The organism is Nocardia sp. NPDC003183 (assembly GCF_053590715.1).
This window is the reverse complement of the sequence record NZ_JBSFTG010000024.1, coordinates 28,770-51,599: the sequence shown is the minus strand read 5'-3', so window position 1 is coordinate 51,599 and position 22,830 is coordinate 28,770. Positions and strand designations below refer to the sequence as shown.

Annotated in this window: 22 protein-coding genes and 1 tRNA gene; 6 read left to right on the top strand and 17 right to left on the bottom strand. The window is 67.4% G+C overall.

Annotation, left to right across the window (positions count from 1 at the left end):
• Positions 1 to 34: 34 nt before the first annotated feature.
• The 16 genes from ACWDXS_RS34395 to argS form a co-directional block, all read right to left on the bottom strand.
• On the bottom strand, positions 35 to 847 hold the full coding sequence (locus ACWDXS_RS34395) for a F0F1 ATP synthase subunit delta (RefSeq protein ID WP_378996164.1): 813 nt from the start codon (positions 845 to 847) through the stop codon (positions 35 to 37).
• 19 nt (positions 848 to 866) lie between these two features.
• On the bottom strand, positions 867 to 1,424 hold the full coding sequence (locus tag ACWDXS_RS34390) for a F0F1 ATP synthase subunit B (protein WP_378996166.1): 558 nt from the start codon (positions 1,422 to 1,424) through the stop codon (positions 867 to 869).
• A gap of 5 nt (positions 1,425 to 1,429) precedes the next feature.
• Entirely contained in the window at positions 1,430 to 1,678 is a 249-nt protein-coding gene (locus ACWDXS_RS34385; RefSeq protein WP_056817903.1) for an ATP synthase F0 subunit C, read from the bottom strand.
• Between the two features lie 72 nt (positions 1,679 to 1,750).
• Positions 1,751 to 2,605, bottom strand: coding sequence for a F0F1 ATP synthase subunit A (atpB, locus tag ACWDXS_RS34380; RefSeq protein ID WP_378996168.1), 855 nt, complete (start codon positions 2,603 to 2,605; stop codon positions 1,751 to 1,753).
• Between the two features lie 286 nt (positions 2,606 to 2,891).
• Complete coding sequence (locus ACWDXS_RS34375; RefSeq protein ID WP_378996170.1) at positions 2,892 to 3,350, bottom strand: hypothetical protein; 459 nt, start codon at positions 3,348 to 3,350, stop codon at positions 2,892 to 2,894.
• A gap of 28 nt (positions 3,351 to 3,378) precedes the next feature.
• Positions 3,379 to 4,509, bottom strand: coding sequence for an MraY family glycosyltransferase (locus tag ACWDXS_RS34370; protein WP_378996172.1), 1,131 nt, complete (start codon positions 4,507 to 4,509; stop codon positions 3,379 to 3,381).
• 13 nt (positions 4,510 to 4,522) lie between these two features.
• Positions 4,523 to 5,188, bottom strand: a complete 666-nt coding sequence (locus ACWDXS_RS34365) for an L-threonylcarbamoyladenylate synthase (protein ID WP_378996174.1) — start codon at positions 5,186 to 5,188, stop codon at positions 4,523 to 4,525.
• Between the two features lie 331 nt (positions 5,189 to 5,519).
• A complete protein-coding gene (gene prmC, locus ACWDXS_RS34360; RefSeq protein WP_387447949.1) occupies positions 5,520 to 6,401 on the bottom strand; it encodes a peptide chain release factor N(5)-glutamine methyltransferase in 882 nt (293 codons plus the stop codon).
• A gap of 180 nt (positions 6,402 to 6,581) precedes the next feature.
• Positions 6,582 to 7,652, bottom strand: a complete 1,071-nt coding sequence (gene prfA, locus ACWDXS_RS34355) for a peptide chain release factor 1 (RefSeq protein ID WP_062984459.1) — start codon at positions 7,650 to 7,652, stop codon at positions 6,582 to 6,584.
• A 95-nt stretch (positions 7,653 to 7,747) separates the two neighbouring features.
• On the bottom strand, positions 7,748 to 7,984 hold the full coding sequence (gene rpmE / locus ACWDXS_RS34350) for a 50S ribosomal protein L31 (protein ID WP_067447685.1): 237 nt from the start codon (positions 7,982 to 7,984) through the stop codon (positions 7,748 to 7,750).
• A 254-nt stretch (positions 7,985 to 8,238) separates the two neighbouring features.
• Positions 8,239 to 10,380, bottom strand: coding sequence for a transcription termination factor Rho (rho, locus tag ACWDXS_RS34345; RefSeq protein ID WP_449972286.1), 2,142 nt, complete (start codon positions 10,378 to 10,380; stop codon positions 8,239 to 8,241).
• 268 nt (positions 10,381 to 10,648) lie between these two features.
• Positions 10,649 to 11,575, bottom strand: coding sequence for a homoserine kinase (gene thrB, locus ACWDXS_RS34340; protein WP_378996181.1), 927 nt, complete (start codon positions 11,573 to 11,575; stop codon positions 10,649 to 10,651).
• Positions 11,576 to 11,600: 25 nt separating this feature from the next.
• Positions 11,601 to 12,692: a threonine synthase gene (thrC, locus tag ACWDXS_RS34335; RefSeq protein ID WP_378635756.1), complete on the bottom strand. Its 1,092-nt coding sequence runs from the start codon at positions 12,690 to 12,692 to the stop codon at positions 11,601 to 11,603.
• On the bottom strand, positions 12,689 to 14,029 hold the full coding sequence (locus ACWDXS_RS34330; protein WP_387447956.1) for a homoserine dehydrogenase: 1,341 nt from the start codon (positions 14,027 to 14,029) through the stop codon (positions 12,689 to 12,691). The genes thrC and ACWDXS_RS34330 overlap by 4 nt, the downstream gene beginning before the upstream one ends.
• Positions 14,026 to 15,447, bottom strand: a complete 1,422-nt coding sequence (gene lysA / locus ACWDXS_RS34325; protein WP_378996185.1) for a diaminopimelate decarboxylase — start codon at positions 15,445 to 15,447, stop codon at positions 14,026 to 14,028. Before lysA ends, ACWDXS_RS34330 begins: the two co-directional genes overlap by 4 nt.
• 34 nt (positions 15,448 to 15,481) lie before the next feature.
• Positions 15,482 to 17,143: an arginine--tRNA ligase gene (gene argS, locus ACWDXS_RS34320; RefSeq protein WP_378996187.1), complete on the bottom strand. Its 1,662-nt coding sequence runs from the start codon at positions 17,141 to 17,143 to the stop codon at positions 15,482 to 15,484.
• An 89-nt stretch (positions 17,144 to 17,232) separates the two neighbouring features.
• Between argS and ACWDXS_RS34315 the strand changes: the two genes are divergently transcribed.
• The 3 genes from ACWDXS_RS34315 to ACWDXS_RS34305 all read left to right on the top strand — a co-directional run bounded on the left by ACWDXS_RS34315 (position 17,233) and on the right by ACWDXS_RS34305 (position 19,028).
• Positions 17,233 to 18,120: a DUF3105 domain-containing protein gene (locus tag ACWDXS_RS34315; RefSeq protein WP_378996189.1), complete on the top strand. Its 888-nt coding sequence runs from the start codon at positions 17,233 to 17,235 to the stop codon at positions 18,118 to 18,120.
• A complete protein-coding gene (locus ACWDXS_RS34310) occupies positions 18,120 to 18,842 on the top strand; it encodes a DUF305 domain-containing protein (protein WP_449972280.1) in 723 nt (240 codons plus the stop codon). Before ACWDXS_RS34315 ends, ACWDXS_RS34310 begins: the two co-directional genes overlap by 1 nt.
• 113 nt (positions 18,843 to 18,955) lie before the next feature.
• Positions 18,956 to 19,028: transfer RNA gene (locus ACWDXS_RS34305), tRNA-Arg, on the top strand.
• 83 nt (positions 19,029 to 19,111) lie between these two features.
• Here ACWDXS_RS34305 and ACWDXS_RS34300 read toward each other — a convergent pair.
• Positions 19,112 to 19,441, bottom strand: a complete 330-nt coding sequence (locus tag ACWDXS_RS34300; RefSeq protein ID WP_449972277.1) for an antibiotic biosynthesis monooxygenase family protein — start codon at positions 19,439 to 19,441, stop codon at positions 19,112 to 19,114.
• A 224-nt stretch (positions 19,442 to 19,665) separates the two neighbouring features.
• On the opposite strand from ACWDXS_RS34300, the gene ACWDXS_RS34295 reads away from it, so the two are divergent.
• The 3 genes from ACWDXS_RS34295 (at position 19,666) to ACWDXS_RS34285 (ending at position 22,821) form a co-directional block, all read left to right on the top strand.
• On the top strand, positions 19,666 to 20,292 hold the full coding sequence (locus tag ACWDXS_RS34295) for an Rv0361 family membrane protein (RefSeq protein WP_378996193.1): 627 nt from the start codon (positions 19,666 to 19,668) through the stop codon (positions 20,290 to 20,292).
• A 57-nt stretch (positions 20,293 to 20,349) separates the two neighbouring features.
• A complete protein-coding gene (locus ACWDXS_RS34290; RefSeq protein WP_449972274.1) occupies positions 20,350 to 21,705 on the top strand; it encodes a metallophosphoesterase in 1,356 nt (451 codons plus the stop codon).
• A 93-nt stretch (positions 21,706 to 21,798) separates the two neighbouring features.
• Positions 21,799 to 22,821: an iron ABC transporter substrate-binding protein gene (locus tag ACWDXS_RS34285; protein ID WP_378663182.1), complete on the top strand. Its 1,023-nt coding sequence runs from the start codon at positions 21,799 to 21,801 to the stop codon at positions 22,819 to 22,821.
• The last annotated feature ends 9 nt before the right edge of the window (positions 22,822 to 22,830 follow it).

Sequence of the window (22,830 nt, the reverse complement as noted above, 5' to 3'; positions counted from 1 at the left end):
GGGGATGGGGGAAGTGGAGTCTGGGCCTTGTCGATTACGACAGAGCCCGACGCAGCTTCTCCAGTCGGCCGGTGGCGCTGCCGTCGATCACGTCGTCTCCGACGCGGACGACGACGCCGCTCAGCAGCGTCGGGTCGACCTGCACGTGCACGGTGACCGCCTTGCCGTAGATCCGCCGCAGGGAAGCCGACAGCTTCTCCTTCTGCTGATCGTTCAGCTCGACCGCCGAGTTCACGTGGGCGACGATCTGGTCACGACGGGCCGCCGCCAGATCGGACAGGGCGTCGAAGGCGACGCCGATGTTGTTGGTCCGCAGGCGGGTCACCGCCTGCTCGGCCAGCGCCAGGGTGACCGGCTCGACCTTGCCGTTGAGCAGCCGCTCGACCAGTTCGCGCCGCGCCGAGGCGGGCTTTCCCTGATCGGACAGTGCCTGCTCCAGCTTCGGGTTGTCGGCGATGATGCGTCCGAGCCGGAACAGCTCGTCCTCCACCGCGTCCTGTCGGCCACCGACGGCGGCAGACTCCAGCAGAGCCTCCTGCCCGAGCAGCACCAGGGTGTCGACCAGGTCGCGGGTGCGTGACCAGTCCTGCGCCACCGCGGTGGTCAGCACTGCCTGCGTGGCAATGCTGACCTTGCCGCCGAAGACCCGCTCACTGAGTTCAGCGCGCGCCGAACCCGGCACCGAGGCGTCCGCGAGCGCCACACGCAGCGAACGCTGGTCGTCCAGCACGGCGACAACGGCGAACAGTTCCGACCCCGTTGTGGCCGCAACAGTTTCGCTTCCGGTCAGAGCGACCCGAAGCGCCTCGCGAGACCGGGTACTGGCCTCGCGGCTCGCTGCGTACATGCTTCTCACTTTCGCGTCGCTACCTTCCGACCCCGATGGCGTCGGTGTCGTCGAGTTCACTGAGGAACTTGTCGATCGACGCCGCCTGCTTGGCTTCGTCCGAAACCGACTGACCGATGATCTTCTCGGCCAGGTCGACGGCCGTACGGCCGACCTCGGAACGCAGCTCCGTCAGGATCTGCTGGCGCTGGGCTTCCAGCTGGGAGTGACCGGCGGCGACGATACGGTCGCTTTCGGCCTGGGCATCCGTGCGCATCTGCGCGAGGATCTGCTGACCCTGGGTGCGTGCTTCCTCGCGGATGCGCGCGGCCTCGAGCCGGGCGTCGGCAAGCTGCTGCTGGTACTGCTCCAGCGTGTGCTGTGCCTCGGCCTGGGCTGCTTCGGCCCTGGCGATACCGCCTTCGATCTTGTCTGTGCGCTCTTCGAGTGTCTTGGTCACACGCGGGATCACGTATTTCCAGAAGAGCACGCCGATGATGACGACGCAGACGATCGACCAGACGATGTCGTACGTTTCGGGAACGAGAGGATTCACATCCTCTCCACCCTCAGCTGCGAGCGTGATGAGTTCGCGCATCGGAATCAGAAGATGAAGCCGGCGACGAGGCCGATCAGCGCCAGGGCCTCGGTGAACGCGATGCCGAGGAACATGGTGGTGCGGATCTGGCCGGACAGCTCGGGCTGACGAGCGATGCCCTCGATGGCCTTACCGACGACGATACCCACGCCGATGCCGGGGCCGATCGCGGCCAGACCGTAGCCGATGGCGCCGAAGCCCTTGAAGGTGCTCTCGGTGGTCGCGGCTTCCTGGGCCAGGTAAGCGAGGCTCATGAATCTTTCCCTTTCTGTTGCTCACCCGCCGGTCGGCGTGTGTAGCAGGTTTCCGGTCGTTGGTCAGTCAGGTCAGTGGTCGGCAGCGTGCTGCGACTGGCCGATGTACACGGCGGCCAGCAGCGCGAAAACGTAGGCCTGCAGGAAGATCACCAGCAGCTCGAAGAGCGTGAAGCCGATGCCGGCCAGCAGCGAGAACGGCGAGAAGACCTTCATCCACGCGGCGGCGTCGAACAGGAAGAACCAGGTCGCGCTGAAGAACAGCACCAGCATGATGTGGCCGGCCAGCATGTTGGCCATGAGACGCACGGTGAGCGTGAACGGGCGCAGGATGAAGGTCGAGATGAACTCGATCGGGATCAGCAGCACGTGCAGCGCGACCGGCACGTCGGGGACGACGATGCTGTGGCGGATGTAGGAGAAGAACCCGTACTTCCGGATACCGACGTAGTTGTACGCGATATAGACGATCGCGGCCAGCACCAGCGGCATGCCGATGCGCGCATTCGACGAGATGTTCAATCCGGGAATCACACCGGAGAAGTTCAGGAACAGAACCGTGAAGAAGATCGTCGCGATGAGCGGGAGGAACTTCTTGCCGGTTTCCTTACCGAGAACCTCGTCGGCGATCTGCTCCTTGACGAAAACCACACCGGCTTCCATCACGTTCTGCAGGCCGCGTGGCACGATCTTCGGCGAGCGGAATGCCAGCACGAAGACGGCCACCAATACGGCGGTCATCAGCAGCCGGACCAGCATCAGGCGATCGAGTTCGAACGGCGTCCCCGCGAACAGCACTGCTGGAGGGTAGAAGTCGGACAGCGATGGCGCGTGAAACTCGCCCGCCGCCAAAGTGATGACGCTCAGCGTTCTCTCCCGTGTTCGGGCCGCAGGTACGACTGTCATTCCCGCGGTTCGATCGGACATTGACGATCAATGGGGTCGACTCTGGTCGGCTCGAAATTCGACAGCGGCTCGTACGGTATAACCCGTATCGGCTTCTGTTCGGGCGTCGGCGACATCGTCGACATGCTTCAACCGGGCACATTCCACCCGGATCGGCAGTAAGCATAGCGGCACCGGGTGGGATCCCGATGATCCCCCCTGGTAACTCGAGGCATAGCCCCGAGTTTGTCGGGCCGGGCCTCTAGCTTGGGTGCTTGCTTACCAACACTTTACCAAGCTATCTACGACAGTGTGTAGCTGGGTGGGATTATTCCTGCTCGGAAGCCGTTTCGCTGTCTCCCGCGCGTGTCGTGACGTACGGAACCTTCTGGCTCACAACGCCGTACGTCTCCGCACCGAGGACGATCAGCAGGGCTCCTACCACCGTAAAGAACAGCGCGGGCCCGCTGTAGAAGTCGAACTGCTTGAGCACCACGATCACCAGCAGCGCCACCAGCAACTTGCCGACCCAGCTGACCAGCATCACCGCACCTGCCATGGTCGGCGGCAGCTTCGCGCCGAGCAGCACCGCGACGACCGTGGTGAGGATGAACCCACCACCGATCGCGGCACCGAGCAGTGCCCCCCACAGACCGGGCATCCCGGCCACCGCGGAGGCGATCGCCACCGAGACGACGACGAGCACGCCGAGGCCGATCAGGCCGTAGCGCAGCGCGGCGCGCAGAGGGGCGTCAGGGCCTGGCACGGTTTCGGGTGTAAAGCTCACGGCCCGAACTTTACCTTGCGGGCCGAACTCAGTGCTGCGTCGACTCCGACCTGCGCACGGACGGGATCGCGGTCACTACCAGCGCGAACACCAATCCGCCTGCCACCAGCAGGACAACAAGGCGTCTATCCATCAGCGAAGTTCCCACCGCGCCGAACGCGAGAACACCGACCCATAAATAGATCAGCAAGACCACGCGACGGTGCGAATGCCCGATCTGGAGCAATCGGTGGTGCAGATGCATTTTGTCCGGTGTGGAGAAACTCACGCCGGCGCGCACCCGGCGCACGATCGCCAGCAACAGGTCGAGCACCGGAATGAACATCACCGCCCCGACCAGCAAGATCGGCGACAGCAAACCGACAATGTCGCGCGGTCCGTAACCCTGGAGTGGAATTCGCCCGGAGGCGCCGGTGGATACCGCGGCCAGGATCAAACCGATCATCATCGAGCCGGTATCGCCCATGAATATTCGGGCGGGCGAGAAATTGTGCGGCAGAAATCCGAGGCAGGCACCGGCCAGCGCGGCGGCCAGCAACGCGGGCGGATAGGTGTCGACCGAACCGCCCTGGTCGTAGAGCAAACCGATGGAGAACACGAAAACCGCGCTCGCGCAGATCAAACCGAGACCGGCGGCGAGGCCGTCCAAACCGTCGACGAAGTTCATCGCGTTCACCAGGGTGACGGTGATGCCGACGGTGACCAGGCCGCCCTGCAACGCGTCGAGCACAACGGTGGTGTCGTTGAAGGGGTTGTAGATCACGTACCAGCTCAGGCCCATCACGGCCATCACGCCCGCGGCGGTGATCTGACCGACGAATTTGGTGAGCGCGTCCAATCCCCACCGGTCGTCGACGATGCCGACCAGCACGATGATCGTCGCGGCGACCAGCACCGCCGGGATATCCGGGGCGTAGTCGAAACCTCTTCGCAGCGCGGGCAATTGATGCGCGAACAACACCGCGGCGACGACGCCGACATACATGCCGACGCCACCCATCCGCGGGACCGGCTTCACGTGCACATCACGCTCACGTGGCACCGCCACGGCGCCGAACGCGATGGCGAGCACCCGCACGCCTCCGGTGGCCAGGAAAGTCACCGTGGCGGAGACGAGCAGCACGAGCAATAGCTCGCGCAGGGGAACGACTGAGCTCATCAGCGGCGTGCGATCACCGCTGCGCGGAGCTGATCAGGGCTTCCGGCACCATCCCGAGCACCTCCGCGATATCGGCCACCGACACAGCACCCTCCCGCAACACCCGCGGCTGATCCGCGGTGAGATCGACGATCGTCGAGGCCACGGCGTGTTCGGCCGGGCCGCCGTCGAGATACACGCTCGCCAGCGACCCCAACTGCTCGCGCGCCTGCGCGGCGGTGGTCGCGGGCGGCTGCCCCGACACATTGGCACTCGACACCGCCAGCGGCCCGACCTCACGCAACAATTCGAGCGCCACGGGATGCAGCGGCATCCGCAACATCACCGTGCCACGGGTATCACCGAGATCCCACGCGAGCGAAGGCGCGGCCTGCACGACAAGACTCAGCGCACCGGGCCAGAACGCGCGAATCAAGTCCCGCGCCTGCGGCCGCACCGAGAACACCAGGCCGTCGATGGTGTGCCACGACCCGACGAGCACCGGCACCGGCATATCGCGTCCACGGCGCTTGGCGGCCAGCAGATCGCTCACCGCGGCGGAATCGAACGCGTCGGCGGCGATGCCGTAGAGCGTGTCGGTGGGCATCACGACCAACCGACCGGACTTCAGAGCGCTGGTCGCGGCGGTGATGCCCGCCGCACGCGAATCAGCTTCGGCACAGTCATAGACGGTACTCACAGCGTCTGTCGCCTCTCCGCGAATTTTTTCCGGTCGTTGGTGCGCGCAAGAGTCTAACTCCCAGGCTGAGGCCGCAGTGCCGGGGGACTTTTGGGCATGACCGGGCGCCTGATGCTCAGAGTGTGCTGGTTGACCGCTCGCCGACCGAGTCGCGGCGTCAGCCCGGCAATTGGGCAATCGTCCAGAGTTTGCCGGCCGTCGGCGGGGCTACGCTGAACCGGGTCTCACGCGCGCAGATGCGAACTCGTGCCGGGCCACCGAGGCCACTCACACCATCATCGGAATCGACGGCGATCGAGGCCGACCCAGGCCACGCCGGATTCGCCTGCGCTCAGGGACGGTCAGGGCGCCGGGCGACCACGAAGCGGGGCTTGTCGGCCAGGTCGACGTGTTCGACGACGTCGGTGAAATCGGCTGCCGCCAGTAGCGCCGCCACTCCCCCGCCATTGGTGTCGTCGTGTTCGATGCCGGTGGCGCCGCCGGAGTTCAGGAGGCGGGCGATGGTGGGGATCATCGCCCGGATGACGTCGAGGCCGTCCGGGCCCCCGAAGAGGGCGCGGTGGGGGTCGTGGTCGGCGACCTCGGGGTCGAGGATCGCGGCGTCGGGGATGTAGGGCGGGTTGGCGACGACCAGGTCGACGCGGCCCGTCAACGGGGTGAGCAGGGCCGGGTCGGTGACGTCGTCGGCGTGCAGGGTGATCGGGGTGTCGCCCCCGGCGATACGGGTGTCGGCGTTGCGACGGGCCCAGGCGAGGGCGGCGGGGTCGAGTTCGACGGCGTGGACCTCGGCGTCCGGGCGGGCGTGCGCGATGGCCAGCGCCAGTGCGCCCGAGCCGGTGCACAGGTCGACGACGATCGGCGTGTGGTCGTGCGGAAGGGTCTCCAGGTAGGCCAGCGCCCACGCGAACAGCAGTTCGGTCTCCGGGCGCGGGACGAACACCCCGGGGCCCACCGCGAGGTCGATCTCACCCATCGCGGCCGTTCCGGTCAAGTGCTGCAAGGGAATTCGAGAGGCCCGCCGCTCGATCACCGCGCGGTACCGATCGGCGACCTCGGGCTCGACCAACGGGATCATCGCCAGCCGCATGCGCTCGGTACCGAGCACATGGGCCGCCAGGTTCTCCGCGTCGGGCATCGGCGAACCGACGCCGGCCTCGGCCAGCCGGGCGGCGGCTTCGACGATCAGCGGCCGCAACCGCACCCGCTCGGTCATCGATCCGTCCGGTCCATCATGGCGCGCTCGCAGGTCGGCCGCTGCTCGCGTCGATCGTTCATCCGAGCGACCTCGGCGTGGCCGTGGCGGGCGTGATGAGGCCTGCGACCGCCCCGGCCGAGCCGTCCACGTCGGTGTCCCGTGGGGCCGCCGGTGCGGGGAGTCGAATGCTCATGCCGGTTACTCGGCAGCCATTCGCGCGTCGCGGTCGGCCTTGCCGAGCGCGTCGAGCAGCGGGTCCAGATCGCCATCGAGGACGGCGTCGAGATTGTGCGATTTGAACCCGATGCGGTGATCGGCGATCCGGTTCTCCGGGAAGTTGTAGGTGCGGATCCGCTCGGAGCGGTCGACCGTGCGGATCTGGCTGGCGCGACCGGCCGCGGCTTCCTGGTCGGCCTGCTCCTCGGCCAGCGCCTGCAGCCGGGCGGCGAGCACCTGCATGGCGCGCGCCTTGTTCTGCAGCTGGGAGCGTTCGTTCTGGCAGGTCACCACGATACCCGAGGGCAGGTGGGTGATGCGCACCGCGGAGTCGGTGGTGTTGACGCCCTGGCCGCCCTTGCCGGAGGACCGGTAGACGTCGATGCGCAGGTCGGTCTCGTCGATCTGCACCTGCTCGACCTCGTCGGGCTCGGGGTAGATCAGCACGCCCGCGGCCGAGGTGTGAATGCGGCCCTGCGATTCGGTCACCGGCACGCGCTGTACCCGGTGCACCCCGCCCTCGAACTTGAATCGCGACCACACCCCGTCGCGCGCGGCGTCCTTGCTCTTGATCGACAGCGTCGCGTCCTTGTATCCGCCCAGGTCGGAATAGGTGACATCGAGCGTCTCCACCTTCCAGCCGTGCCGCTCGGCGTACCGGATGTACATGCGCGCCAGATCGGCGGCGAACAGTGCCGATTCCTCGCCGCCCTCGCCGGACTTCACCTCGAGCACCACGTCGTCCCCGTCGTGCGGGTCGCGCGGGGCGAGCAAGTCGGCGAGAGCCTGTTCCAGCTCCACCAGCTGTGTCTCCAGCCCCGGCACCTCCGCGGCGAACGAGGCGTCGTCGGAGGCCAGCTCACGGGCGGCTTCCAGATCGTCGCGCACGGTCTCGAGCTTGCGATAGGTGCTCATCACCGGTGCCAGCTCGGCGAACCGCTTACCCACCCGTCGCGCCGCACCCGCGTCGTTGTGCAACGACGGATCGGCGAGCTGCATCTCCAGGCCGGCGTACTCGGCCAGGATGTCGTCGATAGCGGACGGCTGCGTCACAGAGAGTTCCTTATGTGTGGGAAAGCGATGACCTCGGGCAGAGAAACCACCGACGCCCGGCCTGCTGATGCAGTACCGGGCGTCGGGAGAGGTAACTAGGAGGCGTCTTCGGCCTTCTTGGCACCTGCGCGCTTGCCGTAGCGAGCCTCGAAGCGAGCCACGCGGCCGCCGGTGTCGAGGATCTTCTGCTTGCCCGTGTAGAACGGGTGGCACTGCGAGCAGACCTCGACCGAGATCTGGCCGGACTCCTTGGTGGAGCGAGTCTGGAAGGTGTTGCCGCAGCCACACACAACGGTGGTCTCGACATACGTGGGGTGGATTCCTGCCTTCATGGGCGTCCTCTCGATAATGGTCGCCGGGTCGTAGCCCCATGGAGTGGAGTACGTGAACCGGAACCGACTAGGCGGGATGTCTGCGAACTCGCAGACACACAGTTGTCCAGTATGCCAGAGCAGACCGCACCCTCCCAGAACACCCCCCACCTCCGCTTTGTTCCCTGTGATATTGCGGCCGGCGCCGCGCGTTCTCGGCCGAGAACGAGCAAGGGCCCCGCCGAAGCGAGGCCCTTGCCGGTGGTTCTAGACGATCACTCGTCGAGAGCGCTCGGTGCGGTCTTGGAGACCGTCATCAAGAACTCGAGGTTGTTCTTGGACTTGCGCAGACGATCCATCAGCAGATCGATCGCCTGGTGCGAGTCCAGACCCGACAGCACGCGCCGCAGCTTGTGCACCACAGCCATCTCGTCGGGCGAGAGCAGCAGCTCGTCGTGGCGGGTGCTCGACGGGTTGATGTCCACCGCGGGGAACACGCGCCGCTCGGCGATCTTGCGGTCGAGCTTGAGCTCGGCGTTGCCGGTGCCCTTGAACTCTTCGAAGATCACCGTGTCGCCGGTGGAACCGGTCTCCACCATCGCCGTGGCGATGATGGTGAGCGAGCCACCGTTCTCGATGTTGCGGGCCGCGCCGAGAAAACGCTTCGGCGGGTACAGCGCGGTCGAGTCGACACCACCGGAGAGGATGCGGCCCGAGGCAGGCGAGGAGTTGTTGTACGCACGGCCCAATCGAGTGATCGAATCGAGCAGCACCACAACGTCTTTGCCCATTTCCACCAGACGCTTGGCACGCTCGATGGCGAGCTCGGCGACGGAGGTGTGGTCACCCGGCGGGCGGTCGAAGGTGGAGGCGATGACCTCACCCTTCACCGAACGCTGCATATCGGTGACCTCTTCGGGACGTTCGTCGACCAGGACAACCATGAGGTAGCACTCGGGGTTGTTGATCGCGATCGCGTTCGCGATGTCCTGCATGATCGTGGTCTTACCCGCCTTGGGCGGAGACACGATCAGCGCACGCTGGCCCTTACCGATCGGCATGATCAGGTCGATCACGCGCGTGGTGAGCTTGTTCTGCGCGGTTTCCAGGCGCAGCCGCTCGTTCGGGTACAGCGGGGTGAGCTTCTGGAAGTCCGGCCGACGACGCGCCGCTTCGAGCTCGCCACCGTTCACGGTGTCCAGGCGAACCAGCGGGTCGAACTTCTGCCGCTGGTTGTTCTGCTCGCCGTCGCGCGGGGCGCGCACCGCACCGGTGATCGCGTCACCGCGGCGCAGGCCGTTCTTGCGCACCAGGTTCATCGACACATACACGTCGTTGGGGCCGGCGAGGTAGCCGGAGGTCCGCACGAACGCGTAGTTGTCGAGGACATCGAGGATGCCCGCGACCGGCTGGAGCACATCGTCTTCGCGAATGTCGTAGTCGCGCGCCTCGGACTGGCCGCCACCGGCGGGACCACCATCGCGGTCACGACCACGACGACGCTCGCGGAATCGACGACCCCGGCGACCGCGGCCGCCTTCCTCGTCGTCACCACCGCGGTCGTCGCGGGGTCCGCGATTGCCGCCGCTGTTGCCGTTCTGGCTCTGGTTCTGGTTGCGCTCGTTCTGATTACGGTCGCCACCGGTGCGCTCGCCACGGTCGTTGCCGTTGCGGTCGCCACCGGTGCGCTCGCCACGCTCGGCGCCGTTGCGGTCGCCACGCTCGCGGCGACGCTCGCCCTGATCGCCACCTTCGGCCTTGTCGGCCTGCTTGGTCTCCTCGGCGCGGTTCTCGGCCGGGGCGCGGTTCTCGGCGGGAGCATTGTCGCCACCACCGGAACGGGCCTGGTCACGTCCACGACGCTGCCGACCGCGGCCACGCTGGCCGCCATCGCGACCGGAATCCTCGCCTGCGTCGGCGGGGGCGTCGGTCTTGACCTGCTCGGCCGCGGCCTGCTCGGCCGGAACCTCGACGGTCTTGGCCTCGGGGGCCTTGACCTCGACGGGAGCCTGCTTCTCGACAGGAGCCTGCTTCTCGACGGGCGCGGCCTGCTTGTCGGCCTTGGCGGACTTCTCCACCTTCGCGGGCGCTTCGTTCTTGGCAGGCGCTTCGTTCTTCGCGGGCGCGTCGTTCGCGACGGGCGCGGCGGCGGGCTTGTCCCCCTTGGCGGGCGCTCCGGATTGATTTTCCTTGATAGCGGCGATGAGATCGCCCTTACGCATTCCGGAGGTACCTCGGATACCGAGCTCCCCCGCCAGTGCGCGCAACTGCGGCAACAGCATTCCAGTCAGCCCCGATCGTGCGACGTCGGTTTGTTCGCTCATTTTCGAAATCTGTCCGGATTCACTTTCGCGGCTGCCCGAGTTCGTAGGGTTGGAATCCACCCCGGGTGTCGCGAGCAGGTCCGTTTCTGTCACGGAAGTCCTTTCCTTCCCTCGAATGCCGTGTGCTGATTCGAGGGTTCCGTTCCGTAGACCCGGCAATATATGCCGAGCTCGGATTATGCGTCCATGTTCGACGCCTGTGCCGTACTACCCGCCGCGGGAGGACCGGAGGCCTTCGCCACCAGAAGACAGTGGTGAGGGGAGCGATTGCCCTGATGAAGCACCGGCGTCTGATGCGCACGATGTACGGACTTGCTCAGAATAGCTGCCTATTGCGAACAACGGCAAGGCAGGCACGCCGTCAGTCGATCGATACCCCGTCGGCAATGCCGGGTTCGACCACGCGCAGACCGTCCGATTCGGCCTGTTTGCGCAGGTCATCGGGGAATTCTTCGGTGGTCAGGGCAAGCACGGTCGGGCCGGCGCCCGAGACGGTCGCCGCGATACCCGCGGCGCGCAACAGCTCGATCCACTTCGTGGTGAGCGGTAGCGCGGGGGCACGCTGGGTCTGGTGCAACCGGTCGGCGGTGGCCGACATCAGCAGATCGGGACGTTCGGTCAGCGCGACGACGGCCAGCGCCGCCCGGCTGACGTTGAACGCCGCGTCACCGTGGGGCACCTGCTCGGGCAGCAGCCCGCGGGTGTGCGCCGTGGACGAGCGTTCCTGCGGGATCAGCACCACCGGACGAAGGGCCGATGCCGGGGTGAGCCGCACGGCCCGGTAGGCGCGGGTCTGCGCGGCATCGGTTTCGGTCCACGACACCACGATTGCCCCGAGCACGCTGGCAGCGGCATTGTCGGGGTGGCCTTCGAACTCGGAGGCGAGCTGCACCAGCCGGTCGTCGTCCATGCGCAGCGCGGGGTCGAACTTCGCGGCCAGCCCGGCGCCCGCGGCCAGCCCGCCGACCACGGCCGACGCGCTGGAACCCAGCCCACGCGAGTGCGGAATCACGTTGCGGCACACCACGTCGAGACCGTCGGCCCACACACCCAGCGATTCCAGTCCACGCTCGATCGCGCGGACCACCAGATGTGTTGGGCCCCAAGGCACGTCGTCGGCGCCTTCACCCTCGACGCGGATGCCGAGTCCCGACTCGGTAGTGCGCACCACGATTTCGTCGTAGATGCCCAATGCCATTCCGAGACAATCGAATCCGGGACCGAGATTGGCCGTCGAGGCGGGAACACGCACGGTCACTTCGAGACCGGCGGGCAGCGTCGCTGTCATCAGCGTTGGCTCGGGTGCGGTCAACTCAGGCCAGCTCGAGTTCGCGGGCGATAGCGACCGGGTCGACCGCGATCGGCTTGACCTCGGGCATTCCGGCCAGCGCGTTGTCGGGGTCCTTGAGACCGTTGCCGGTCACGGTGCACACGACGGTCAGGCCCGAATCCAGCCAGCCTTCCTTGCGCGCGGCCAGCAGACCGGCCACGCTCGCGGCCGACGCGGGCTCCACGAAGACGCCCTCTTTCGCGGCGACGAGGCGGTAGGCGGCCAGGATCTCGTCGTCGGTGGCCGCGCGGAACGCGCCACCGGACTGCTCCTTGGCTTCCATCGCACCGTTCCACGACGCCGGGGCGCCGATCCGGATGGCGGTCGCGATGGTCTCCGGGTCCTTGACCGGCGCACCGTTGACCAGCGGCGCGGCACCGGCGGCCTGGACACCGAGCATGCGCGGCAGCACCGAGGTGATGCCGTCGGCGTAGTACTCGCGGTACCCACGCCAGTAGGCGGTGATGTTGCCCGCGTTGCCGACCGGCAGCACGTGCACATCGGGCGCCTTGCCGAGTACATCGCAGATCTCGAACGAGGCGGTCTTCTGGCCTTCGATACGCGCCGGGTTCACCGAGTTCACGAGGCCGACCTGCGGGAACTCCGCGGTCACCTTGCGCGCGAGCTCGAGGCAGTCGTCGAAGTTGCCCTCGACCTGGATGATCTTGGCGCCGAGCATCACGGCCTGGGCCAGCTTGCCCATCGCGATCTTGCCCTGCGGGATCAGCACGGCGCATTCCATGCCCGCGCGGGTAGCGTACGCCGCGGCCGAGGCCGAGGTGTTGCCGGTCGACGCGCACAGCACGGCCTTCTGGCCGCGGTACTTGGCGTCGGTCATCGCCATGGTCATGCCGCGGTCCTTGAACGAACCGGTCGGGTTGGCACCTTCGACCTTGAGATACACCTCGCACCCGGTGAGCGCGGACAGGTGCGGCGCGGGGACCAGCGGGGTACCGCCCTCGAACAGGGTCACCGGCTCCCAGTCGGCCGCGCCGGCCAAGCGGTCGCGGTAGGCAGCGATCAGACCGGGCCAGCGCGAGTGCACGCCGGTCTGGGGGGCGATGCCGTTCGTCATTCTTCGGTGCCTTCCAATCTGAGAACGCTGGTCACAGCGGTGACGGATTCCATGTCCGCCAATACGGCGACAGTATCTGCCAGCGACGACTCCACCGCATGGTGGGTGACGACCACGAGCCGGGCGCCGTCGCCGTGGCCCTGCTGACGCACGGTCGAGATGCTCACCCCGTGCTGGGCGAAGGTGTCGGCGACCGCGGCGAGCACGCCGGGACGGTCCTCCACCTGCAGGTTCACGTGGTAGCGGGTGGGGGTGTCGCCGATCGGCGCGATCGGCAGCTCAGCATAGACCGATTCGCCGGGCGCACGACCACCGTAGAACTTGTTACGCGCGGCCATCACCAGGTCACCGAGCACGGCCGACGCGGTGGGGGCGCCACCGGCGCCCTGCCCGTAGAACATCAGGCGACCGGCGTTGTCGGCTTCCACGACGACGGCGTTGAACGCGCCGTTCACCGAGGCCAGCGGGTGCTTGCGCGGGATGAGCGCCGGGTAGACGCGCACCGAGACGCGATCCTTGCCGCCCTCTTCCAGCGTCGGCTCGCCCGGACCGGCCGAGACGCGCTCGCAGATGGCGAGCAGCTTGACCGTGCAGCCGACGGCCGACGCGGTCTCGAGGTCTTCGGCGGTGATCTTGGAGATGCCCTCGCGATAGACATCGGCCGCGGTCACCCGGGTGTGGAACGCCAGCGAGGCCAGGATCGCGGCCTTGGCGGCAGCGTCGTAGCCCTCGACGTCGGCGGTGGGGTCGGCCTCGGCGTAGCCGAGCGCGGTGGCCTCGGCGAGCACGTCGTCGTAGGCGGCGCCGGTCTCGTCCATCGCGGAGAGGATGAAGTTGGTGGTGCCGTTGACGATGCCGACGACCTTGTTCACCCGGTCACCCGACAGCGACTGGATCAGCGGCCGGACCACCGGGATCGCACCGGCGACGGCGGCCTCGAAGTACAGGTCGGCGCGGCTGCCCTCGGCGGCGGCGGCGAGTTCGCCGGTGTAGTCGGCCAGCAGCGCCTTGTTGGCGGTGACGACGGACTTGCCCGCGTTGAGCGCGTCGCCGATCAGCTTGCGGGCGGGGTCGATGCCGCCCATGACCTCGACGACCAGGTCGACATCGTCGCGAGCGACGAGCGCGGAGGCGTCGGTGGTGAGCAGCTCGGCGGGCAGACCGCGGTCCTTGCTGATGTCGCGCACCGCGACACCGCGCAGCACGAGCGGTGCTCCGACGCGCGAACGCAGGTCATCGGCGTGATCGCGCAGCACGCGAACCACCTCGGTGCCGACAGTGCCCATCCCGAGCACGGCTACGCCGAGCGGACGTCCCGCGTCATTGGTGCCGTTCATTCTTCCACCTCCAGGCTGAGCAGGTCCGCCACCGTTTCCCGGCGCAGAATCAGTCGCGCCGCACCGTCACGCACCGCGACCACGGCGGGCCGGGTGAGCAGGTTGTAGCGGCTCGACATCGAGTAGCAGTACGCACCGGTCGCCGCCACGGCCACCAGGTCACCGGGGGCCGCATCAGCAGGCATCCACGTGTCACGAATGACGATATCGCCACTCTCGCAATGCTTTCCGACCACGCGCGCGACGACCGCATGGGCGTCCGAGGAGCGCGAGACCAGACGGCAATCGTAGTCGGCCTGGTACAGCGCGGGGCGGATATTGTCGCTCATCCCGCCGTCCACACTGACGTAGCGACGGCGCGCGCCACCGTCGAGTTCGACATCCTTGATGGTGCCGACCTCGTACAGGGTGACGGTGCCGGGACCCGCGATCGCGCGACCCGGTTCCACGGCGATGGTCGGCTCGGGCAACCCGGCACGGGCGGCCTCGGCCGCGACCAGAGCGCGCAGGTTGGTGGCGAATTCACCCAGCGGCGGCGGGTTGTCGCTCGGCAGGTACGAAATGCCGAGACCACCGCCGAGATCCAGGGTCGAGATCTGGGCGGTGCGGTCGATGCCGAACTTGTCGATGGCCTCGCGCAGCAGGCCGAGCATGCGGCGCGCGGCGATCTCGAAACCGTCGAGTTCGAAGATCTGCGAGCCGATGTGGCTGTGCAGACCGACCAGACGCAGGTTGTCGGCCTCGAAGACGCGCGCGAGGGCTTCCATGGCGTCGCCGCCCGCGATCGAGAAGCCGAACTTCTGGTCCTCGTGCGCGGTGGAGATGTACTCGTGGGTGTGTGCCTCGACGCCGACGGTCACGCGGACCAGCACGTCCTGCACCACGCCCGCCGCACCGGCGACCGCTTCGAGCCGCTCGATCTCATAGAGCGAGTCGACGACCACGTGCCCCACACCGGCCGTGACGGCCGCTTCGAGCTCGGGCACCGACTTGTTGTTGCCGTGCAGCGCGATGCGCTCGGCCGGGAAACCGGCGTTCAGCGCCACCGCGAGCTCGCCGCCGGAGCACACGTCGAGGGAAAGGCCCTCGTCACGGATCCAGCGCGCGATCTCGCCACACAGGAACGCCTTGGACGCGTAGTGCACGCGGGCGTTCGGCCCGAACGCGGCGACCATGTCGCGGCAGCGCGAGCGGAAGTCGTCCTCGTCGATCACGAACAGCGGCGTGCCGTACTGCTCGGCGAGCTGGGTGACGGGCACGCCCGCCAGCGCGACCACACCGTCGTCACCGCGCGAGGCATTGCGCGGCCAGACGTTGTCGGGGAGGTCGATCATCTCCCTCGGGTCGGTCGGGCGCTCGGCCAGACTCGGCGCGTGCGGGATCTCTGCGTGCCGGGGACCGGCCGGGTGTGCACTCATCGCAGTGCGTCCTTCCTGAAAAACTTGCCGGTGTTCACATGCGCTCCGGTGCGCTCACGCCGAGCAGGGCAAGGCCGTTGGCCAGCACCTGACGGGTCGCCTTGACCAGTTCGAGGCGAGCCGCGTTGAGCGGGGTGACGGCGTCGTCGCCCTTGGGCAGCACGCGCATGTCGTCGTCGGACTGGAACGGGTGGTACACACCGGCCAGTTCTTCGAGGTAGCGGGCGATGCGATGCGGTTCGCGGGTATCGGCGGCGGTCGCGACCACGCGCGGGAAGTCGCCGAGGGTGCGGATCAGATCGCCTTCGCGACCGGAGGTCATCAGCGCGAAATCCGGTTCGACAGAAGCGAATTCGGGGTACTTCGCGGCATTGCCGATGATGCTGTTGGTCCGCGAGTGCGCGTACTGGACGTAGTAGACCGGGTTCTCGCTGCTCGCCTTGGTCCACAGGTCCAGGTCGATGTCGATGCTCGAGTTCACCGAGGAACGCACCAGCGAGTAGCGCGAGGCGTCGACGCCGATCTGTTCGACCAGGTCGTTGAGAGTCACCACGGTGCCCGCACGCTTGCTCATCTTCACGGCGACGCCGTCGCGCACCAGGTTCACCATCTGCCCGATCAGCACCTCGACGGTGTCGGGGTTGTCGCCGAACGCGGCGGCGGCGGCCTTCAACCGGCCGATGTAGCCGTGGTGGTCGGCGCCGAGCATGTAGATGGCCAGGTCGAAGCCGCGGCCACGCTTGTTCTGGAAGTAGGCGATGTCACCGGCGATGTAGGCGGCGTTGCCGTCGCTCTTGAGGACCACGCGGTCCTTGTCGTCGCCGTATTCGGTGCTGGCGATCCACCAGGCGCCGTCCTTCTCGTACAGGTTGCCCGAGTTCTTCAGCTGCTCGACGGCCTGTTCGACGGCGCCGGAGGCGAACAGTTCGCTCTCGTTGAAGTACACGTCGAAATCGGTGCCGAACTCGTGCAGGTCCGCGCGGATCTGGGCGAACATCTGCTGCACGCCCTCGCTGCGGAACACCTCGTGCCGCTCGTCGGCGGGCAGGGTGAGCACATCGGGATGCGCGGCGACGATGCCCGCGCTGATCTCGGCGATGTACTCGCCCGCGTACCCGTCCTCCGGAGTCGGTTCGCCCAGTGCGGAGGCGACCAGCGACTTCGCGAAGCGGTCGATCTGCGCGCCGTGGTCGTTGAAGTAGTACTCCCGCGTCACGTCGGCGCCCTGAGCGGCCAGGATGCGACCCAGCGCGTCACCGACGGCGGCCCAGCGGGTACCGCCGAGGTGCACCGGACCGGTCGGGTTCGCGGAGACGAACTCGAGGTTGATCTTGGTGCCTGCCAGCGCGGACCCGGTGCCGTAGATCTGCCCCGCGGCCAGGATCTGGCTGACGATGACGCCCTGCGCCGAAGCGGCGAGACGGATGTTCAGGAAGCCGGGCCCGGCGATCTCGGCCACATCGATCCCCTCGGTGGCCGACAGCGCCTCGGCGAGCCAGCCTGCCAGCTCGCGGGGGTTGGTTCCGACCCGCTTGGCCACCTGCATCGCTACATTCGTGGCATAGTCGCCGTGTTCGGGGTTGCGCGGACGCTCCACTGTGACCTGCTCGGGCAGGACCGACGAGTCCAGTCCGCGTTCGACAAGCACCTTCGCCGCGGTGGTACGAAGGAGATCTGCAAGGTCAGCTGGAGTCACGAGTCTCTATCCTATTGGCTGGGCCCCTTGCAACCACGACCGCCCGCCACGAACCCACCGATCCACACGTCGAAAGAGCACAACGAGCGATGCCTAGCAGGACCAGCGCCACATCAGCCAAGGCCGTGCGGGCCGCGGGGAAGTCGTCTCCGTCCCGCAAGACCCGCAAGGGCAACCTTCCGGGCAAGAAGCGCGACACCCCATGGGTGCTGCTCGGCGCGGGCGTCGCCATCGTCGCGCTGATCGGGCTGCTGGCCTACAGCCTGGTGCCCAAGTACATGGACCAGGCCGCGATCCGCGAGGCCCAGACCGACCTCAAGGAATGGGTCCCCTCCAAGGAGAACCAGGACCCGTCGGCGAAGATCGACGGCGTCGTGAAGTCGGAGTACCCGGCCGGTCTGCACGTGACCGCCAGCCAGCGCGTGGCCTACGACAAGGCCCCCGCCTTCGGTGGCCCGCACGACGGCGCGTGGGCGAACTGCACGGGCACCGTGTACGCCAAGCCGATCCGCATGGAGAACGCGGTGCACTCGCTCGAGCACGGCGCGGTCTGGATCGCCTACAACCCCGACAAGGTCGACGCGGCCGGTGTCGAGAAGCTGTCGAACTTCGTCAAGGGCCGTCAGTACTCGCTGATGTCGCCGTACCCGGGTCTGGACTCGGCGGTCTCGCTGCAGTCGTGGGGCCACCAGCTCAAGCTGGACAACGCCGACGACGCGCGGATCAAGCAGTTCATCTCCGCCCTGCGTGAGAATCCCTACGCCTACCCCGAGGTCGGCGCGAGCTGCTCGAACCCGATCTTCGACGCGAACAACCCGCCGCCGTTCGACTCCTCGCCCTACGGTCCCGAAGCGGTCCCGATGGACGGCAAGGGCCTGACGCAGGACCAGACCGAACTCGGTGGCGGCGGCACGGGCTCGGGCATCCCCGGCCTGCCGAACATCCCGATGCCGGGCGGCCTGCCCGCGGGTCAGTAGTGAGCGCGCAGGAGAGCGCGGTCGAACCCGACGACACCGCGCCCGAGTCGAGCGCGCGTCGCCCGGCCGGGGCGGTGCTCGTTCTCGGCGCGATCGGTCTGCTGCTGCTCGGCACGGTGGCGGGTGTGTTGTTGCGGATGCCGCTGGAGAAGAACGCCGAACCGGAGCCGAGCGCGGTCGACATCGGTTTCAGTCAGGACATGTCGGCGCATCACGCGCAGGCCGTCGACATGGCCGGGGTGGCCCTGATCGCCTCCACCGACAACGATGTGCGTCGCCTCGCCTACGACATCCTGACCACTCAGCAGAACCAGATCGGCCGCATGCAGGCCTGGTTGCAGCTGTGGGGCGAGTCCAACCAGAACGTCGACGGCTACATGGGCTGGATGAGCGACGACCACGGCACCACCGGCCACCACGGTGGTTCCACCGCCGAGCCGGCGATGTCGGGCCCGATGCAGTCCATGCCCGGCATGGCGAGCCAGGAGGAGATGACCGCGCTGCGCCGGTCCACCGGCCCCGCACTGGACACGATGTTCCTGCAACTGATGCTGCGCCATCACCAGGGCGGCGTCCCGATGCTCGACTACGCCGCCGAGCACGCCGACACCACCGCGGTCCGCACCCTGGCCGCCACGATGTCGAAAACCCAAGAGGGCGAATCGCAGCTGATGACCACCATGCTCGCCGCCCGCAACGCCACCCCCCTCCCCCTCGGCTGACAACCGCGGCCGGACCGGCCCCAACCCCCGGTCCGGCACAGTTTTTGGCGCACCGCACTCGATGCGATACGCTGTCGCTGCCCGATCGCCTCACCGCGACCGGCATCTATCCCGCCCTCGTAGCTCAGGGGATAGAGCGTCTGCCTCCGGAGCAGAAGGCCGCAGGTTCGATTCCTGCCGAGGGCACCGAAGAAGGCCCCGACCACTTGGTCGGGGCCTTTCTCGTTGCCGAGCCAGGACGAAATTCTGATCGGCCACTGAGCCACCTTTCAGCACTGGCGGTCATCGTGAACGAGCGCACCGAGTTCCGCCGGGCGCGTCCATTCGTATTCGCGTTCGACGTGGCATATCCGCGCGCGGTACCCCAGGTAGAACCGTTCGCGGCCCAGGCGTTGGACTGCGACATGCTCGACGTTGTCACGCCAGGTCCGTAGCGCGTCCAGATCCCTCCAGTACGACACGGTGATGCCACAACCCGCGTCTCGAGCGAACTCCATGCCAAGGTAACCGTCGATCCGCGCTGCAAGATCGGCCATTTCCGCCGCCGCCTCCGCGTATCCAGCCAGGTCCGCAGCGTCCGTCGACAAGGCGGTGGTCAAGATCGCGGCATAGTAGGGCGGAGCAGTTCCGCGGACGAAGGGCAAGTCCCCACTCGACGCCGTCATGGCTTCATCTTGCCTTCACGAAGGCATCCAGACCCGGGTGAGGTCGAGTGGAGCGCGGAGGTTATGGTTCGCCTCGTTTGTTCGATATTCAGGTTTGATCTCGCACGGTTCCATAGGTTTTGGGGGTCGACGCCCCCGATGACATCAGGAGCGTTGCCATGACGAATCCGCCCGAGGGACAACAGCCTCCCTTCGGTCAGCAGCCGCCCGGCGATCCGGGGATGCCGTCCGGGCCGCCGGGGTATCCGCATGCGGGGTTCGGGGCCGGGGGGCCGCCGGGGCCCGAGTATCCGGGTGGGCCCGATGTGTTCGTGCCGCCGCCCGCGCCGAAGAAGAAGCGGACCGGGTTGTTCGTGGCGTTGGGGATCGTCGCGTTGGTGGTCGTCGGCGTGCTGGTGACGGGGGTCGTGCTCACGTTGCAGGGGCGTACGCCGTTGTCGTCGGACGAGAAGCAGATCGACGTCGCGGTGCGCGACTTCTACGACACGCTCGATGCCGACGGTTTCATCGCCGCCGCGCAGCTGGCCTGCCAGGCGGATCGCACGGAGATCGACAATCTCACCCCCGAGCAGCGGGCGCAGTTCGAGCGGGCGACGGTGCAGGTGACGATCGACGAGGTCAAGGACATCGTCATCACCGGCGACGACGCGAAAGCGACGGTCACCGGTCAGCTGACGCTGTCGGTGGAGGGCGAGGAGCCCGATACCGAGTCGAGTACCGAGGAGCACCTCACCAAGGAAGACGGCACCTGGAAGATCTGCTCGGCACCGGCCAACAAACACTGACCGAACACCCGGTGACGCTTCCCGGTATCGCCTGGAACCGCCGTTACGCTCGACAGTATGGGCTGCTGCGGAGCGTCGCGCCGAACCGTACTGGCCGCCGCGGCGGGCGCGGCGCTCGCCGCGGCGATACCGGGTTCCGGTGCGGCGCAATTCGATCCGCTGATCGCGCTCGATCTGGAAATCGTCACCGTGACCGATCGTGGTGCGGTGCTGACCTGGACCACGTTCGGTCTCGATCCGGCAGGCCGGCCCTTTCCGGTCCCCGCCGATACCGAAGTGCGCCTGGCCCCGGCGGATTCACCCCGCGAGCCGTTCACCGTCTACCACGACGACTCCAGAACCCCGTTCCACTATGCCGAGATCGACGACCTCGAGCCCGGCCGCCCGTACCGATTCCAGGCCCTGTCCAACGGAATTCGCGCGCTCCCCGCCCCGGCGCTCACCACGGCGGCACCCGGCGCTCCCGAAGCTCGTGGCGAATTCACCACGCTCACACCACCTCCCGGACGTCTGCTACACACCATCGCCCTGGCCAACGACGTGCACTACGGCGAGACGGTGAGCGGCATCGTGATCGCCGGTTTCCCACCCGGATACCAGAGCGACCCGCCCTATCCGCGGTTCATGCTCGACGGCCTCCTCGCTGATATCAGCGCCCGCGACGCCTCACTCCTGCTGCTGGCAGGCGACCTCACGAACGAGGCCACCGCCGACGAATCACGTTCTGTCCGAACACATCTGGACACATGGGGAATCCTCGGCACCGACTACCTGGTCGCCCGCGGCAATCACGACCGCCCGCACAACTATCCGGACTGCGCCGACTGCTGGGGCGATCAGTTCCTGCCCCGTCAGCAATTGACCGAACACCACCTCGGTGACCTGCGCATCCTCGGCCTCGACACCAGCGCCCCGGATGCCGCGGGCGGCACCATGGACCGCCCGCAACTCGACGCCCTCACCGAAACGCTGCGCGCCGACCCGGACCGGCCGACCATCGTGTTCGGCCACCACCCCGTCACCGCCGAGGCGGGCTTCACCAATATCGGCGGCCCCGGCTTCATCCTCGACCGCGCGACCGCCCTCGAACTACAGAGCCTCTACCAGCAGGCGCCGGGCGTCTTCCTGCACCACAGCGGTCACACCCACCGAACCAGACGCACCCGGCCCGACCTGCCCTGCGCGGTGGAATTCCTGGAAGTCGGTGCGGTGAAGGAGTATCCGGGCGGTTACTGCCTGCTCCACGTCTACGAGGGCGGCTACCGGGTGAACTTCCACAAGACCCGATCCGAGGACGCCCGCCGCTGGAGCAGCCTGACTCGCGGCCAGTATTTCGGCACCGCACCGGACTATCTCCTCGGCACGATCGAGGACCGCAATCACGCCGTCACCCGCGATCTGTCCGGACTCTGATTCGCCGGTCGTCCGCATCTGTGCATGTCACGCGGGGTATCTTCCTTAGGCAAGCCTCATCATAGGATGGGGACCCTTGGTGGAAGGACGCGAATGACCTCGCGCAGTTGGAAACCTCTGGCCGGACTGATGGCGGTCGCCGTGGCGACCCTCGGCCTCAGCGCCTGCTCCTCGTCCTCGGGCAGCGCCGACGAGATCACCGTCTACAACGCCCAGCACGAGTCGCTCACCAAGGAGTGGGTCGCGGCGTTCACCGAGGAGACCGGCATCAAGGTCACCCTGCGCCAGGGTGGTGACACCGCGCTGGGCAATCAGCTCGTCGCCGAGGGCGCCAACTCCCCCGCCGACGCCTTCCTCACCGAGAACTCCCCGGCCATGGCACTGGTGGAGAACGCCGGTCTGTTCGCCGATGTCGACAAGGCCACCCTCGACCAGGTGCCGGAACGGTACCGTCCGTCGACCGGTAAGTGGACCGGAGTCGCCGCTCGCGCAACGGTTTTCGTCTACAACAAGGACAAGCTCAACACCGCGGGGCTGCCCGCCTCGCTGCTGGATCTCGCGCAGCCGCAGTGGCAGGGCCGCTGGGCGGCGGGCACGTCCGGCGCCGACTTCCAGGCGATCGTGGCCGGTTTGCTCGCCTTGAAGGGCGAGGACGTCACTCGCGCCTGGCTGCGCGGCATGAAGGCCAACGCGACCAGCCTGCAGAACAATGTCGCGACCATGAAGGCGGTCAACGCGGGCAATCCCGACGGCGGCGTGATCTACCACTACTACTGGTACCGCGACCAGGCCAAGACCAAGGAGGGCAGCGCGAACACGGCGCTGCACTACTTCAAGAACCAGGACCCCGGCGCCTTCGTCAGCGTGTCGGGCGGCGGGGTGCTGAAGTCGAGCAAGAAGCAGGAGTCCGCGCAGAAGTTCCTCGCCTTCATCACCGCGAAGAAGGGCCAAGAGGTGCTGCGCGACGGCGATTCGATGGAGTACCCGGTGGCGAGCGATGTCGCCGCGAACCCCGCGCTGCCGCCGCTGGCCGACCTGCAGGCACCCGCGATCGACCCGAGCAAGCTCGATGCGAAGAAGGTCACCCAGCTGATGACCGAGGCCGGGCTGCTCTAGGTGCGCACT